The 15,552-nt window shown below is 55.8% G+C and carries 13 protein-coding genes; 7 read left to right on the top strand and 6 right to left on the bottom strand.

Annotated elements, in window-relative coordinates; all coding sequences use genetic code 11:
* Positions 1 to 36: 36 nt before the first annotated feature.
* Both ACWAU4_RS19790 and ACWAU4_RS19785 read left to right on the top strand, forming a co-directional pair.
* Entirely contained in the window at positions 37 to 2,064 is a 2,028-nt protein-coding gene (locus ACWAU4_RS19790; protein WP_208125174.1) for a fumarate reductase flavoprotein subunit, read from the top strand.
* Positions 2,061 to 2,789 carry a fumarate reductase iron-sulfur subunit gene (locus tag ACWAU4_RS19785; protein WP_028781383.1) on the top strand — a complete coding sequence of 243 codons (729 nt, stop codon included), beginning with the start codon at positions 2,061 to 2,063 and terminating at the stop codon, positions 2,787 to 2,789. The genes ACWAU4_RS19790 and ACWAU4_RS19785 overlap by 4 nt, the downstream gene beginning before the upstream one ends.
* Positions 2,790 to 2,926: 137 nt before the next feature.
* Here ACWAU4_RS19785 and purD read toward each other — a convergent pair whose 3' ends face one another.
* Both purD and purH read right to left on the bottom strand, forming a co-directional pair.
* Entirely contained in the window at positions 2,927 to 4,222 is a 1,296-nt protein-coding gene (gene purD, locus ACWAU4_RS19780; RefSeq protein ID WP_045282581.1) for a phosphoribosylamine--glycine ligase, read from the bottom strand.
* Positions 4,223 to 4,356: 134 nt separating this feature from the next.
* Positions 4,357 to 5,946, bottom strand: a complete 1,590-nt coding sequence (purH, locus tag ACWAU4_RS19775; protein ID WP_028781381.1) for a bifunctional phosphoribosylaminoimidazolecarboxamide formyltransferase/IMP cyclohydrolase — start codon at positions 5,944 to 5,946, stop codon at positions 4,357 to 4,359.
* Between the two features lie 276 nt (positions 5,947 to 6,222).
* On the opposite strand from purH, the gene zntR reads away from it, so the two are divergent.
* Positions 6,223 to 6,714: a Zn(2+)-responsive transcriptional regulator gene (gene zntR / locus ACWAU4_RS19770; protein ID WP_028781380.1), complete on the top strand. Its 492-nt coding sequence runs from the start codon at positions 6,223 to 6,225 to the stop codon at positions 6,712 to 6,714.
* Complete coding sequence (locus tag ACWAU4_RS19765; protein WP_208125173.1) at positions 6,708 to 8,042, top strand: SO_0444 family Cu/Zn efflux transporter; 1,335 nt, start codon at positions 6,708 to 6,710, stop codon at positions 8,040 to 8,042. The genes zntR and ACWAU4_RS19765 overlap by 7 nt, the downstream gene beginning before the upstream one ends.
* Before the next feature lie 83 nt (positions 8,043 to 8,125).
* On the opposite strand, the gene ACWAU4_RS19760 is transcribed toward ACWAU4_RS19765, so the two are convergent.
* Complete coding sequence (locus tag ACWAU4_RS19760) at positions 8,126 to 8,257, bottom strand: hypothetical protein (RefSeq protein ID WP_096141150.1); 132 nt, start codon at positions 8,255 to 8,257, stop codon at positions 8,126 to 8,128.
* A 428-nt stretch (positions 8,258 to 8,685) separates the two neighbouring features.
* Entirely contained in the window at positions 8,686 to 9,573 is an 888-nt protein-coding gene (locus tag ACWAU4_RS19755) for a DMT family transporter (protein ID WP_243756802.1), read from the bottom strand.
* Between the two features lie 137 nt (positions 9,574 to 9,710).
* On the opposite strand from ACWAU4_RS19755, the gene ACWAU4_RS19750 reads away from it, so the two are divergent.
* Positions 9,711 to 10,514: an AraC family transcriptional regulator gene (locus ACWAU4_RS19750; protein ID WP_107005220.1), complete on the top strand. Its 804-nt coding sequence runs from the start codon at positions 9,711 to 9,713 to the stop codon at positions 10,512 to 10,514.
* Positions 10,515 to 11,132: 618 nt separating this feature from the next.
* Here the strand turns inward: ACWAU4_RS19750 and ACWAU4_RS19745 are convergent.
* Both ACWAU4_RS19745 and ACWAU4_RS19740 read right to left on the bottom strand, forming a co-directional pair.
* A complete protein-coding gene (locus ACWAU4_RS19745; RefSeq protein ID WP_028781376.1) occupies positions 11,133 to 11,510 on the bottom strand; it encodes a GreA/GreB family elongation factor in 378 nt (125 codons plus the stop codon).
* 243 nt (positions 11,511 to 11,753) lie between these two features.
* On the bottom strand, positions 11,754 to 12,728 hold the full coding sequence (locus ACWAU4_RS19740) for a LysR family transcriptional regulator (protein WP_028781375.1): 975 nt from the start codon (positions 12,726 to 12,728) through the stop codon (positions 11,754 to 11,756).
* A gap of 100 nt (positions 12,729 to 12,828) precedes the next feature.
* On the opposite strand from ACWAU4_RS19740, the gene ACWAU4_RS19735 reads away from it, so the two are divergent.
* Both ACWAU4_RS19735 and ACWAU4_RS19730 read left to right on the top strand, forming a co-directional pair.
* Entirely contained in the window at positions 12,829 to 13,878 is a 1,050-nt protein-coding gene (locus ACWAU4_RS19735) for an HlyD family secretion protein (RefSeq protein WP_025011546.1), read from the top strand.
* 13 nt (positions 13,879 to 13,891) lie between these two features.
* A complete protein-coding gene (locus ACWAU4_RS19730) occupies positions 13,892 to 15,472 on the top strand; it encodes a DHA2 family efflux MFS transporter permease subunit (protein WP_208125172.1) in 1,581 nt (526 codons plus the stop codon).
* Positions 15,473 to 15,552: the final 80 nt, after the last annotated feature.

The following is a 15,552-nucleotide window of genomic DNA, read 5'->3' as shown; positions in this document are numbered from 1 at the left end:
GGTAAACGGCATTGGGCCGTCCCATAAGGAGTGTGCGTGAAACTCATCTATACGGATTCGTTGGTTGTCGGCGCCGGATTGGCGGGTCTGCGGGTAGCCATCGCTTCCAAAGAGCGTGGCCTGGATACTCTGGTACTGTCGCTGATCCCTGCCAAGCGTTCCCACTCGGCCGCGGCCCAGGGCGGCATGCAGGCCAGTCTCGGCAATACCGTCAAGGGCATGGGCGACAGCGAAGATGTGCATTTTCAGGACACGGTCAAAGGCTCAGACTGGGGCTGCGATCAGCAGGTGGCGCGAATGTTCGCCCACTGTGCTCCCAAGGCGGTACGTGAGCTGGCCAACTGGGGCGTACCCTGGACCAGGGTGACTGCCGGGCCGCGTCAAGTAGTGGTCAATGCCGAAAAAGTAACTCTGGAAGAAGCCGCCGAGGCTCACGGGCTGATCAACGCCCGCGACTTTGGCGGTACCAAGAAATGGCGCACCTGTTACACCGCCGATGGTACCGGCCACTCGCTGCTGTATGCGGTGGACAATAAGGCGATCTCCATGGATATCCCGGTGCATGAGCGGGTCGAGGCGCTGAAACTCATCCACGACGGCAGCCGCTGCCATGGGGTCATTGCCCGCTGTTTGATCACCGGTGAACTCAGGGCCTATATCGCCCGGGCCACCACCATAGCCACAGGCGGCTATGGCCGTATCTATGAGGTGTCCACCAATGCGGTGATCTGTGAGGGTATCGGCCAGGCGCTGGCGCTGGAAACCGGGGTCGCGACCCTTGGCAATATGGAAGCCGTGCAGTTCCACCCCACGGCCATAGTGCCAGTGGGCATTCTGACCACAGAGGGCTGCCGTGGAGACGGTGGCTTGCTGCGGGATAAAGACGGCTACCGCTTTATGCCCGACTATGAGCCGGAGAAGAAAGAGCTGGCCTCGCGTGATGTGGTATCACGGCGGATGACAGAGCATATGCGTAAGGGCAAGGGAGTCGACAGCCCCTATGGCCCGCACCTGTGGCTGGATATCACCCTGCTGGGGCGCAAACATGTGGAAACCAACCTGCGGGAAGTCAAAGAGATCTGCGAGAACTTCCTCGGCATAGATCCGGCCGAAGAGTGGATCCCGGTGCGGCCGACCCAACACTATTCCATGGGCGGTATTCGCACCAATCACACAGGAGAGAGCCCGCAGCTCAAGGGACTGTTCAGTGTCGGTGAGGCTGCCTGTTGGGACATGCATGGCTTTAACCGTCTGGGCGGGAATTCGCTGGCGGAAACTGTGGTCGGCGGCATGATCATAGGTAAATATGTGGCCGACTTCTGCGAGCAGGAGGAGCTGGTGCTGGATACGGCGCTGGTGCAGCGTTTCCGTGATGAGCTCAACCAGGAGATAGACGAGCTGCTGGCTCGGGAGCAGGGCGAGAGCCCGTTTGAGCTCAAGCGCCTGATGCAAAGAGTGATGATGGACTATGTCGGCATCTTCCGTAACGGCCCAGAGCTGGAAAAGGCGGTGGCCGAACTCAAGGATTTGCTGGCCCGCTCGCGCAATATTGTCGTTACCTGCAAGAAGCGCCACGCCAATCCCGAGTTGGTCGAGGCCTTACGGGTCAGGCGTATGCTTAAGGTGGCACTGACAGTTGCCTGCGGCGCCCTGGCGCGCACCGAGAGCCGTGGCGCCCATGCCCGCGAGGATTACCCGCAGCGTAACGACAAAGACTGGCTCAGCCGTACCCTGGCCAGCTGGCCGGACGCCGACGCGCTGGAGCCTGTGCTCAGCTACGAGGCGCTGGATGTGATGCAGATGGAACTGCCGCCCGGCTATCGCGGCTATGGTGCCGACAATGCCATTGCCCATCCGGATACCGCCAAACGCGAGCAGGAGATTGCCGCCATTCTCGCGTCTCTAGGGCCGGATGCCAGCGCTGAAGACAAGCAGCGGGCGCTGATGCCGTTCGAACTGCCGGAAAGTCTGCGCCCCGGCAACGAGCGCCTGAGCGACCGCCTGGCTTGCCCACAGACTTCAATTCCTTCTCAGCCTAACCCTGCCGGAGATGACAACGCATGAGTGGCCGCACTTTAACCTTCAGGATCTTCCGTTACGACCCACAGCAAGCGGGAGACAAGCCACAAATGGTGGACTATCAACTGCAAGAAACCCCGGGGATGACGGTATTTATCGCCCTCAATCGCCTCAGGGAGGAGCAGGACCCATCGCTGCAGTTCGACTTTGTCTGTCGCGCCGGGATTTGCGGCAGCTGCGCCATGGTGATCAACGGCTTTCCTACCTTGGCTTGCCGCACCTTGACCGCCAAATATCCAGATGGACTGATCACCCTGATGCCGCTGCCAGGCTTTGAGCTGATAGGGGATCTGTCGGTCAACACAGGCAAGTTTATGCGTGAACTGGCTGAAAGGCTCAAGCTGTGGCTGCATCCCAAGCCGGATCAGCAGGATATCCACCATCTGGAAGCTCCGATGGACCCGGAGGAAGCCGCCAGACTCTATGAACTGGAGCGCTGTGTGGAGTGTGGTGTCTGCGTCTCGGCCTGCGCCACCAAGCAGATGCGCGACACCTTTGTCGGCGCCGTCGGCATGATGAAAATCGCCCGCTTCGAGCTGGATAGCCGCGATGCCCGCAGCGCCGAGGACTTCTATCATGTGATAGGCAATCAGGATGGGGTGTTCGGTTGTATGACCCTGCTGGGATGTCAGGACAACTGTCCTAAAGACTTGCCCCATATGCAGCAGATAGCCTACCTGCGCCGCAAGATGGCCAGTACCTTGCTTTAAAGTGATTAAGCAATCAGAAAACTATGCCTTCAGAGAACTAAGCCCTTAAAGAGCTAAGCTGAGGTTCAAACAAAAAAGCCCGGAATTTTTCGGGCTTTTTTACTGACTGTTGAGCCTGGCTAACTGAGTGAAAGCCGTTATGCCTGCTCGCGGGCGATGGCGCGATAGCCTATGTCGGTTCTGAAATAGACATCGTCCCAATGGACTTCATCCACCAGGGCATAAGCGGCCTGTTGGGCCTCGGTCACTGTGTTGCCCAACGCGGTGGCGCACAATACCCGGCCGCCATTGGTGACTACATGGCCATCGACCATCTTGGTACCGGCGTGGAACACCTTGGCTTCATTATTGCCGAGCGACAGCCCTTCGATAACATCACCCTTGCGGTAATCATCAGGATAGCCCCCGGCGGCCATGACCACACCGACGGCGGCGCGCTGATCATATTCGGCGCTGACCTTGTCCAGCTCACCACGGCAGGCGGCCAGGCAGAGCTCCACCAGATCCGACTTGAGGCGCATCATGATAGGTTGAGTCTCGGGGTCGCCAAAGCGGCAGTTGTATTCCAGCACCTTGGCGCTGCCATCGGCGGCAACCATCAAGCCGGCATAGAGGAAGCCGGTGTAGACATTGCCTTCGGCGGCCATGCCGTCAACCGTTGGCCGGATAACATTGGCCATGACCCAATCATGCACTGTTTGGGTGACGACCGGCGCCGGGGAGTAAGCACCCATGCCGCCTGTGTTGGGGCCGTTGTCGGCGTTGTCACGGGCCTTGTGATCCTGGCTGGTGGCCATAGGCAGAATATTGTTGCCGTCGACCATCACGATAAAGCTGGCTTCTTCGCCGCGCAGAAACTCCTCAACGACCACTCTGGAGCCGGCTTCGCCGAACTTGTTGCCTGCCAGCATATCGTCGATGGCGGCATCGGCCTCGGTTTGATCCTGGGCGATGATTACCCCTTTACCTGCGGCCAGACCATCGGCCTTGATCACCACAGGGAAACCAGTGCGACCGGCAAGCTCGGTAACATAGGCCTTGGCCGGGGCAATTTCAGTGAAGTTCTGGTAGTCGGCGGTTGGGATCCGGTGGCGGGCAAGAAAGTCTTTGGTAAAGGCCTTGGAGCCTTCCAGTTGCGCTGCCGCTTCGGTGGGGCCAAAGATATTCAGGCCTTCGGCGCGGAAGGCATCGACCACACCCAGTACCAGAGGGGCCTCTGGGCCGACTATGGTGAGGGCTATCTGTTGTTGCTTGGCAAAGGCCAGCAGCGCCGGGATATCCGTGGCTTCTATCGCCAGGTTTTCCAGCTTGGGCTCCAGCGCCGTGCCGGCATTCCCAGGAGCAACAAACACGGTTTCCACGGCGGCAGATTGCGCTGCCTTCCAGGCCAGGGCATGTTCACGACCACCACCACCAATCACGAGTACTTGCATCTTCTTATCCTTTTTCGCTTAACGCCTTGCGGGCAGGTTCAGGCCGGGCAGGGCTTTGTTACGGCGAATCGCCGGAGGTTATTCCGGCGATAAGTTCATTGCATCAGTGCAGGCCGGTTTGGGCCTGCTGACTATCAGTGACGGAAGTGGCGCATATTGGTAAATACCATGGCCATTCCATGCTCGTCTGCAGCGGCAATCACCTCTTCATCGCGGATGGAGCCACCGGGTTGAATGATGCAGCTGATACCGGCAGCAGCAGCGGCATCGATACCGTCACGGAAAGGGAAGAAGGCATCGGATGCCATCACAGAACCTTCCACCACCAAGCCTTCATCGGCGGCCTTGATACCGGCGATTTTGGCGCTGTAGACCCGGCTCATCTGACCTGCGCCCACCCCTATGGTCATGCCGTCTTTGGCATAAACAATAGCGTTGGACTTAACGAACTTGGCGACCTTCCAACAGAACAGCAGATCTTTAATTTCTTCGGCAGTAGGTTGACGCTTGCTGACCACCTTGAGGTCGGCCTCGGTCACCATGCCTTGATCTCTGTCCTGGATCAGCAGACCACCGTTGACCCGTTTGTAATCCAGGCCCTTGGTACGGCCTTGCCACTGACCACATTCAAGCAGACGGACATTGGCTTTCTTGGCAACCAGCTCGCGGGCTTGCTCGCTGACTTTAGGAGCGATGATCACTTCAACAAACTGACGCTCGACAATGGCCGCCGCGGTAGCGCCGTCCAGCTCACGGTTGAAGGCGATGATGCCGCCGAAGGCTGAGGTGGGGTCTGTCTTGAAGGCGCGGTTGTAAGCGTCCAGTAGATCGCTGCCCAGGGCGACACCACAGGGGTTGGCGTGCTTGACGATAACGCAGGCGGGTTGCTCAAATTCCTTGACGCATTCCAGCGCGGCGTCGGTGTCGGCGATATTATTGTAAGACAGCGCCTTACCCTGCAGCTGCACGGCAGTGGCGACCGAGGCTTCGTCTGTGTTGAGGTCAACATAGAAGGCGGCACTCTGGTGGCTGTTCTCGCCGTAACGCAGATCTTGTTTCTTCAGCAACTGAGTGTTGAAGGTGCGCGGGAACTTGGAATCCTGATGACACTCGTCCTTGCTGTGGGCCGGAACCTGAGTGCCGAAGTAGTTGGCTATCATGCCATCATAGGCGGCCGTATGTTCAAAGGCGGCAATGGCCAGATCGAAACGGGTCGCCAGAGTGGTTGAACCCTGGTGGGCCGCCATTTCTGCCAGTACGCGTTGATAGTCAGAGGCGTTAACCACTATGGTGACATCTTTGTGGTTCTTGGCCGCGGCGCGCACCATGGTCGGGCCGCCGATATCGATATTCTCTATGGCGTCTTCCAGGGTACAACCCGGCTTGGCAACGGTTTCGGCGAAGGGGTAGAGGTTAACGGCCACCAGGTCAATCGGGCCTATGCCATTGGCTTCCATGACGGCTTCGTCCTGGCCACGACGGGCGAGAATACCGCCATGCACTTTGGGATGCAGTGTCTTGACCCGGCCATCCATGATCTCTGGGTGACCTGTGTAGTCTGAAACTTCAATGACAGGTACAGCGTTATCCGCCAGCAAGCGGGCGGTGCCTCCGGTGGACAGCAGTTCAACGCCCTGGGCATGCAGCGCCTTGGCGAACTCCAGGATTCCGGTCTTATCAGATACGCTCAAGAGCGCGCGACGTATGGGTCTGGCATTATTCATTTGGGTACAGTATTCCACTTTTTTATATTCAAGGATCTTTCGGAAAACCAGGCAGTGCTGATTTGCATTGTTTTCCAAAAGTCCCTCGAATGGTCCGGGAACCCTCAAGGCGCGCCGTATTTTAACGTAAAACGATTTGCCGCGGTGTTTTTTCTACGCGTTTCACAATATTGCTCTGCGAACAAGCCAAAACCCCGAAGCGGGATAAAAAACACTTGACCTTGGATTAAGCTCTAAGCTTTATACTTGAATAGGAATTATTAGCAGGAACTGCATATGTACAGGATAGGTGAACTGGCCAAGCGCTTTGATATCAAGGCCGATACCCTGAGGTTTTACGAGAAACATGGCCTGCTGGCACCCTCTATGCGCACCGACTCCGGTTACCGGGTCTACAGCGACAGGGATGCCGAGCGGTTGAAGTTTATTCTCAGGGCCAAGGCGGTAGGTTTTACCCTGGGGGAGATAGCCGAGCTTTTGTCCATTGAACTGGATAAGTCCAACCGTGCCTGCAGCGATGTCAAAGGCATGGTGGACGACAAGTTGGATAAGGTGCAGCAGAAAATTGCCGAGCTTAATCAGTTCCGCCAGTCTTTGCAGTTACTGTCGGATACTTGCTGTGGCGGCCCTGAAAGTGCCGAGCATTGTTCGATTTTGGAGGCGTTGGAGTCCTGTGACGATGAGCTGTCCCCCAGAGTCGAAACCGGCAAGGGTCACAATCACAGTCATGCCAATAGCCGTGTAAGTAGGGGCGCAAAATCATGTTGATGGATAATTTTATTGAGCTGTTTCTCGAGTCGGCCCCCTGGCTGCTATTGGGGCTGGTGCTGGCGGGGCTGCTGAAGGTTTTTGTTCCCATGAGCTGGATGCAAAAACAATTGGGGGGACATGGCCTCAAGACCACGGTCAAGGCGGCTCTGCTGGGCGCGCCTTTGCCGCTGTGTTCCTGCGGCGTTATCCCGGCCGCCGTTGGCCTGAGACGCAGTGGCGCCTCCAAGGCGGCCACCACCTCTTTTCTGGTATCGACTCCGGAAACTGGCGTCGATTCGGTCACTGTGTCCTATGTTCTGCTCGGCCCCTTTATGGCGATTGTCAGACCTATTGCCGCGGTATGCAGTGCCATAGTGGCGGGTTTGCTGGTTGGCCGCGATGATGAGCCGGCTTTGCCCTCTGAGGCTGTGAAGAAGAGCGAGGCGGAGAAGGCTCAAGCCAAAACCGTGGCTCAGTTCAAGCCGGTAGGCGCCGCCAATTTCAGTCCTCTCAAGGCCGCGCCGACACAAGCTCGGAGTTCCTGCTGTGCCCCGGCCAAGGTGCAAGAGGCAGACTGTTGCAGTACGGCCAAGGTCAGTACCGCTAAGGCCAGCACCGTCGGCGGGTCTTGTTGCTCTTCGGTCAAGGAGGAAGCCACTCAGTCCTGCTGCTCGCAACCCAAGGTAGAGGCGGCTTCATGTTGTTCATCATCGCAATCGGCCTCGAACTGCTGCGACAGTGACGACATGGCAACTGAACTCAAGTCGAAGTCTGTCTTGCATAGAGTGCTGGCCGGTCTCAAGTATGCTGCCACGGATCTGGTGCGTGACACCGCCATCTGGTTGCTGGTGGGGTTATTCTTTGCCGCACTGGTACAGACCTATGTGCCGGGAGACTTCCTGGCCCAATGGGGCGGTGGTATTCTGGCCATGTTGGTGATGGTTCTCATCTCCATCCCCATGTATATCTGCGCCACAGCTTCGACGCCGATAGCGGCAGGTTTGCTGCTGGCCGGGGTTTCCCCGGGGGCGGTGTTGGTGTTTATGCTGGCGGGACCTGCTACCAACATAGCCACCCTAGGCGTAGTCGCCAAAGAGATGGGTAAACGGGCGCTTTACGGCTATCTTGGTGGGGTACTCGGGGTGGCACTGCTGGCCGGAATGCTGGTGAACCTGCTGGTGGCGAACTTTGGTTTTGAAGTGATGCCGCAGATAGGGGAAGAGCACCAGTTACTGCCACAGGCTGTGGTCAACTGGTCGGGGATTATTCTGGCGCTGCTGATGGCCAAGGTGATTTACGACAAGATCCCCAGGCGTTGGCTGCGGCGGGATTGCTGCTCCGGCTGACACTCCACTGCACAAGGGAAAGGCGCTCGATAGAGCGCCTTTCGTTTTATCTATTGCCAAACAGGGGCTGTGAAGGGAGGGGGTCATTTGCCTTGTTTGATATTCTCCACAGGATTGAGTTTGGCCTGTTTCTTGGCCATTTTGGCGGCCCGCTTCTCCTTGGCAGAGTGCATGGGTTTCTTCTTTTGCTCTTTGCTGTTTCTGTGCTCTTTCATGGTTTTGATTCCATTGATAGCGAAAGCCTGGCTGGGGTTTATCTCCCCGCTTCCTGCAATTTAAGACCCACTTACAGCTGGCATACCGGTCAGTCAGACACCGGCGTGATTCAACCAGTTGGTCGGCCTGGGCCGACCCGGATATTTTACGCCTGTTGCCGAAATACTGCTGTCGGCTTCAATAGAATATTTGAGAATAAGTTTTTGTTTTTGAGATGGTATTTGACTAAGGAGTGCGAACAAGTTTTATCTGTGCTCTGCGTCGGCTTGAATGCCTGGACGCAAGGCGCGGTTCGCAGCCAATAGCCCTGGCCCTTTGCGAGAATTTCCTAAGAGTATTTCACTACAAAGTGGCCAGGTTCGTGCGAAAGGTTGTGCGAGAGAGCGAGTGAAAGCCTGGGCGAATCAGTCGCTGCCACCCCCCTTCTTTAAAGTGCTTCCGCCTTGAGCATGGCTCTCGGGCGTCTGGCACGATACTGCACCAGGCTGACCCCGGTCAGCACCAAGGCACCGCCGACATAGTGAGGGACTCCCAACTGCTCACCCAGTAACGTGGATGCCAGCACGGCGGTGAAGATTGGCATCAGGTTCATAAAGATGGCGGTTCTCTCTGTGCCCAGCAGCGCAATCGCCTTGATCCAGGCCCAGGGTGCCAGAATCGAGGCACAGATAGCGGCATAGGCTATCAAGGGCAGTGAAGCCTGGGTGATGCTGATACTGCTGGCAAAGAGCAGCAGGGGTGACAGCATGAACACGGCGAACAGTATCTGCATATACAGCAGGTCCCAGGTCGGCAGTTGCAGCGACCAGCGTTTTAACAGCACGCCATAGAGGGCGTAGACCACGGCGGCCAGCAACAACAAGAGATCGCCGGGTACCACAGAGGTTGACAGCCGGGCCAAGTCGCCTTGGCTGAGCATAAACAGCAAACCGCTGAAAGAGATAAAGGCGCCAAGCAGTGCCAATTTGGAAAGTCTCACTCCGAGCAAAGGCACCGCCAGTAGCAGGCTGAGAACCGGCACCAGAGAAGTGATCAATGCCATATTAGTGGCGCTGGTGGTCGCGGCGGCAAAATACGCCAGGCTTTGGTTCAGCACCATTCCCAGGCTTGCCAGCACGGCGAGTTTGCCAAGATGGGGACGGATCATGGCGCGGCGGCGCCAAACCCCAGGGAGCAGCACTGGGGTCAAGAGCAAAAGTGCAAAAGCCCAACGGTAGAAAGAGATGGCTTCCGGCGCTATGACACCGGCGGAAAGTTTATTGACCAGACTATTGCCGGCCCAGATGGCTACGGCCAACAAGGGAAACAGATACAAAACAGGGCTCCTCAGAACTACGAGCAAGGCTCAACAGACAAACCTGGGTTGGATAATACGGGGCAGATTATTCCACGTCTTATGTGATATACATATCTGTTATCAGACAAAGTCAACCCGCCTTCGGACATTTGCATATGGCCAATATCTATCATCCACCTGAACAGCATCCCGGTGACGGCTCGCAGGTGTTTTTCTATTATCAGCAGTTTTCACCCGATACGCTGACGCCCATGCACAGTCATGTCTGGGGGCAACTGCAACTAAGCCGCGGCGGTTTGATGGAGCTGGTGGCTCAAGGACGGCGCTTTATGTCGTTGTCGCAGTGCGGTATCTGGATCCCGGCCGGAGTAAAGCATGAGAGCTACATGCGCCGCTGCGTGCAGTACAGTTCAATGAATGTGCCGCAGGAACTGGCTGCCAGGCTGCCCAAGCATATCTGCCTGCTGGAGTTGAGCCCTATAGCGGAAGCTATTTTGATGGACTTGAACTCAAGAGGCGTCGAGCTGGCACATACACCTGAGGATCAAAGACTGCTAAAGGTGCTGTTGGATCAGCTGAGTCAGGCCAGGGAAGTACAACCCTTTTTACCGGTAACCGACCATCCCATGTTGCAGGCCATAGCTGCCGAGCTGGAAGCCGAGCCTGAGGGCGGGCGCAGTTTTGCCGCCTGGGCCGATACCTTAGGTACCACAGAACGTACTTTGGCGCGCTTGTGCCAGGCAAGGCTTGGAATGAACTATACCGAGTGGCGGCAACGCTATCGCTTTATCCACAGTTTGCAGCTGCTGCGACAAGCGATTTCAGTGAAGGAGGTGGCATTGACGCTGGGTTACCATCAGACTTCGCCTTTCATCAGCCTGTTTCGCAAGTACGCAGGTTGTACACCACAGGCCTACAGGCAACAGCTGGCCCAAGGAAGTGCGCTTGTCTTGCCCTGAAAAAAGGGGCGCCCTAAGGCGCCCAAAAGGTGGCTCGAAACTAAGGAAGGTGCGAACAAGTCCTCGTGGCACTCTGGCTTACACAGCAATTGGCGTTCAAGGCATCTGACTGAAGGCATGCTGGGGCCTGTCGAAGTCGGATAACGCAGAGAGCCCGTTGCTGTGAAAGCCCCGAAGGGCGTGGCTTACAGGCCTGCCTGCTGTGTTGTGTTTCTTGCAAAGGACTAGGGCCATTTGCTGCGAACCACGCCTTGCATTCAGGCCTGTAAGCCGACGCAGAGCACACATGGGACTTATTTGCACCTTCCCTAAGGAGTAGTTTGGGATTACTCCTGATCTGCGCGTTTTTCGCGTTTTTCCCGTCGTTTTTCTTTCAGGGATTTAGTCGGTTTTTTCTTCGCTTTTTCTTTACTCATGAGCGTATCTCCTCTTCAATGACCTCTCTCTACGCCGCCGCTTTGCCAGAGAGAGGGCTGTTTCCCCTTCGACCGACCGGGAAAGAGGCGGTGGCCGTCGAGGATTAAGCCAAACCCCGGATCATCCTGTCCGGGCCATTCACGGCTGAGTTAAACACTTCAAGGCACTGTCTCCTCTTTTTAAGCGTCAATAAGCATGCAATCAGGCCGGCAGGCAGGGCCTTGGCTGGTTCAGGGACAGGATCTGAAACAGCACAGGGCCACCCGGTACATCCACTTCAATCAGATCATCCAGCGTACATCCGAGCAGGGCCTCACCCAGATCGGACAATACAGAGTAGCGGCCGGAGTCGGGATCATGTTGTTGTGGATAAACCAACTCCACCTCCAGAAACTCGCCGGTTTTCAGGTTTTGCAGACGCGCCTTGGTTCCCGGGTGCACCACACCGCCGCCGGGACAGGGCTGTGCCAGCCTGGCGATCACCGATGCCAGGGTCAGTGGCCTCAAAGACACATTGAACGAGTTTTGCAGATAGAGCTGCGATGTTTTGAATGAAAATAGATCTGCCAGTGCAGACAAAGATTTATACACCACCACAACCTCACAGGCTGAAACGGAAAATGAATAGAAAACTTTGCTACTGCCGGATGCGTGGCCGCACCCGGCTTACACTGGAAATGTCAGTGAAGTGCTCTTGAGAGGTAAAGTGTGACTGTACATAATGAGACTCCGCAACATCAATGCAAGTGCAAGCACTTAAAAATAAGGGAAAAAATCTAACTGGCCCTCACCATAGCCCAAGGAGATCGGAAAAGCAAACCCTCATTGGTCACAGCAGATATTGGTCGGGGTCATCTGGGCCAAATTCTCCGGGGGAATGACATAGGGAGGGATGTCCAGTACCAGACTGCCCCAGCGCTGAAATAGCGCCTCATAAAAGTATTCAACAAAGGTGCGGCACTTTCTCGGTAGATAGGCACGCTTGGGGTAGATGAGATTGATGGTGACATGTTCCATGGGAAAATCCTGCAGTATCGGCAACAAGTCACCCCGTTGCAGCGCATCATGGGCGATCATCATAGGTAGGCTGGCGATCCCAAGGCCATCTATAGCGGCTTCTCTGGCCAGGGTGATATTGTTGACCTGCAAGCGACAGTCGGGGATTATCTCCTGCCATTGCTTGCCATCAAAAATCCGCCAATTGCCATCTATGTAAGGCGATGCCAGGCGTATTCCTCTGTGGTTAAGCAGTTCATCGGGTGTCGTTGGCGTGCCAAACCTCTCTAGATATTCGGGGCTGGCCATCAACACCTTGTGGGCATGTACCAGGCGAAAGTGTTCCAGTCTGGGGTCATCCAATCCCTGGACATGAAACATCACATCGACACCTTCTTCGACCATATCCACCTTGCGGTTGGTCAGCTCGGCTTCTATCTGCATTTGCGGATAGTCTTCCAGAAACCTGGCGATCACAGGACCGAGTGCCTGTTGGCCAAACTCTATCGGGCAAACGATACGCAAATTACCACGGATTGTCTGTTGGCTGGCGCTGAGTTGATCTTCGGCGCTGCGTAAATCTGTGAGTATTTTATTGACTTTGTTGAAGTAAATTGAACCTGCCTCAGTCAGTTTCAGGCTACGTGTGGTGCGCAACAACAACTGTACCCCTGTGCTGTGCTCCAACTCGGCTATCTTACGGCTGACGGTCGCTTTGGTGATGCCCATCGCCTTGGCTGCGGCAGTAAAGCTTCCTTTATCAACAACTTGCGCAAAAATCTGTACCCGATTGAGATCCATATTATTGTTACACCTGTGAAACAGTGGGTTGAGTGTATGGCATCTAATAAATCTGCTGAGACAGTTGTAAAATACCACTCCAAAATTCAGGAGTCTAATTATGTTGAAGCCCAAGATGCTGATTGGGGGATCTGTGCTGCTGGTGGCCATCTTGGGCGGCGGTTGGTACTGGTATCAGCAACTCAGATTTATCGAAACCACAGACAACGCTTATGTTGAAACCGACATTTCTCACCTGAGTGTAAAGGTGCCGGGTTATGTGGTTAAAACCGATATTACAGACAACCAGCACGTAGAAGCAGGGCAGTTGTTGGCACAACTTGAAGACAGCCAGTATCAGGCCAAGTTGTCGCAGGAGCAGGCGGCACTGGACAGTGCCAGAGCCGAATTGACCACTTTGGCTGCCAAGGTCGATCTGCAGCAGGCATTGATCACTCAGGCCAAGGCAGGAGTGGTCGCCGCCGAGTCAGATTTGCATCGTGCCCGTCAGCAGTTGGAGCGCTCCGAAAAACTCAGACAGAAAAATTACAGTTCCCAGGATGATGTGGATCAGCTGACGGCCGCTGCCGATTCTGCCGCGGCTCGTCTGGATGAAGCCAAAGCCGCACTCAATGCCAAAGAGCGGGAACTGGCAGTGTTTAATGCCCAATTAACCCAGGCCGAGGCCAAGAGTCAGGAAGCGGGTGCCAGTTTGGAACTGGCTAAAATTCAACTGGCTGATACTCAGGTGCGGGCTCCATTTTCTGGAGTTGTGGGCAAACGCGGCGCCATGGTGGGGCAATACGTCCAGCCGGGGCAGTCGCTGTTCAGTTTGGTGCCGGATGGGGCCGTATGGATCACGGCGAACTTCAAAGAGACCCAGATCCAGCATATGCAGCCCGGTCAGCCGGTGCAGGTAAAGCTCGATGCGTTTCCCGACAAAACCTTTACTGGTGTTATCGATAGCCTGTCACCGGCCTCCGGCGCCAAATTCAGTCTGTTACCGGCGGAAAATGCCACGGGTAACTTCACCAAGATAGTTCAGAGGATCCCGGTAAGGATCCGCCTGCAGTTGGCAGAAGAAGATGCCAGAGTGATGCCCGGACTCAGTGCCGTCGTCAGTGTTGATACCGAGACCGGTGGCCCCCTTGATGCCATCGCCCGCCGCTGAAGCTTGAACTCAGATGACTCAAGTTGCAATCACAGCAGCCACTGCCGCGTCGCAGGATGACAGCTATGGACCCGGCTCACGCCGCGCCTGGATAGCCGTATTCGGCGGCCTGATTGGCGCCTTTATGGCGATTCTGGATATTCAGATCACCAATGCGTCGATGAAGGAGATCCAGGGTAGTCTGGGGGCCACGTTGGAAGAGGGATCCTGGATCTCGACTGCCTATCTGGTGGCCGAGATGATAGCTATTCCCCTTTCAGGCTGGTTGAGCACAGGTCTGTCGGTGCGGCGCTATCTGCTTTGGAACGCGCTGGCCTTTATTGTGGCTTCGCTGCTCTGTTCATTTGCCTGGAATTTGGAGGCGATGATCGCCTTTCGGGCACTGCAGGGCTTCTTTGGTGGCGCCCTTATTCCCCTGGCGTTTCGCTTGATTCTCGAATGCTTGCCCACTGAAAAACGCGCCGTCGGTATGGCATTGTTTGGGGTAACGGCAACTTTTGCGCCTTCCATAGGCCCCACTCTGGGCGGCTGGTTGACCGAACACCTCAGCTGGCACTATCTGTTTTACATTAATCTTCCCCCTGGCTTGGTGGTGATGGCCATGTTGGCCTACGGTTTGGAGAAGAAGCCGATTCTTTGGGACAAACTCCGCAACGCCGACTATTCAGGAATAGTGACTATGGCGCTGGGGATGGGATGCCTGGAAGTTGTATTGGAGGAGGGTAATCGCAAGGATTGGTTTGGCTCGGATCTGATCCGTAATCTGGCCATCATAGCGGCAATCAATATCAGCCTGTTTATCTGGATCCAGCTGCGCAAGTCTGCACCTTTGGTGAATTTAAGGCTTCTTGGGCAGAGAGACTTTGCTATTTCTACCTTAGCCTATTTCCTATTGGGGGCGGCGCTGTTTGGTGCCATCTATATGATCCCGCTGTTTCTGTCGCAGCTACATGACTACAGTCCGTTGGAAATCGGTGAGGTCATTATGTGGATGGGATTTCCACAGCTCCTGGTGTTGCCACTGGTGCCGAGACTAATGCAGAAAGTTGACGGCCGTTACCTGGCGGCGTTCGGTTTTGCCATGTTGGCGCTCAGCTATTACATGAACAGCCATATGACCATGGATTATGCCGGACCGCAAATGATAGCGTCGCAGGTAGTTAGAGCCTTGGGACAGCCCTTTATCATGGTGCCGATTGGGATCCTGGCGACCATGCATCTCAAGCCTGAGCAAACGCCATCTGCGTCGACCGTGCTCAATGTGGTGCGCAACCTGGGCGGCGCCTTTGGGATTGCGCTGGTGGCGACTCTGACAGACAACCTTTCCAGAATGCATCTGGCGCATATCAAGGAAACCGTGCCCGCCGTGAGTGCCGGAGCCTATGAGGCGCTTAACGCCAACGCGGCGCTGTTGCAGGCAGCCGGCTCAGATCCGGTCACGGCTTCGGCACAAGCCAAGGCCTTATTGGCGCAGACAATGACCCAACAAGCCTATGTACAGGCCTACAACGATGTGTTTTTTATCATGGGCTGCCTTTTGGTTCTTGCCGTGGTGGCCGTGCTGTCTATCCGTAAGGCGGCACCTCAGGCGTAATCCGAAACATTTTCTTCATACCCTTTGGCCCGCCCCGTTGCGGGCATTTTTTTGCGCCGAATTTCAGACTGGTGTAGGCT

The organism is Shewanella sp. FeAMO (assembly GCF_053653955.1).
The sequence above is the reverse complement of the archived record's forward strand: the minus strand, read 5'-3'. Positions and strand labels throughout refer to the sequence as shown.

Excerpts from the sequence above, each read along its gene's own strand:
- ACWAU4_RS19750 (WP_107005220.1), top strand. The coding sequence starts at position 9,711 with ATGGCCAATATCTATCATCCACCTGAACAGCATCCCGGTGACGGCTCG.
- zntR (WP_028781380.1), top strand. The coding sequence starts at position 6,223 with ATGTACAGGATAGGTGAACTGGCCAAGCGCTTTGATATCAAGGCCGAT.
- purD (WP_045282581.1), bottom strand. The coding sequence starts at position 4,222 with ATGCAAGTACTCGTGATTGGTGGTGGTGGTCGTGAACATGCCCTGGCC.
- ACWAU4_RS19760 (WP_096141150.1), bottom strand. The coding sequence starts at position 8,257 with ATGAAAGAGCACAGAAACAGCAAAGAGCAAAAGAAGAAACCCATGCAC.
- ACWAU4_RS19735 (WP_025011546.1), top strand. The coding sequence starts at position 12,829 with ATGTTGAAGCCCAAGATGCTGATTGGGGGATCTGTGCTGCTGGTGGCC.
- purH (WP_028781381.1), bottom strand. The coding sequence starts at position 5,946 with ATGAATAATGCCAGACCCATACGTCGCGCGCTCTTGAGCGTATCTGAT.
- ACWAU4_RS19785 (WP_028781383.1), top strand. The coding sequence starts at position 2,061 with ATGAGTGGCCGCACTTTAACCTTCAGGATCTTCCGTTACGACCCACAG.
- ACWAU4_RS19730 (WP_208125172.1), top strand. The coding sequence starts at position 13,892 with ATGACTCAAGTTGCAATCACAGCAGCCACTGCCGCGTCGCAGGATGAC.
- ACWAU4_RS19765 (WP_208125173.1), top strand. The coding sequence starts at position 6,708 with ATGTTGATGGATAATTTTATTGAGCTGTTTCTCGAGTCGGCCCCCTGG.
- ACWAU4_RS19740 (WP_028781375.1), bottom strand. The coding sequence starts at position 12,728 with ATGGATCTCAATCGGGTACAGATTTTTGCGCAAGTTGTTGATAAAGGA.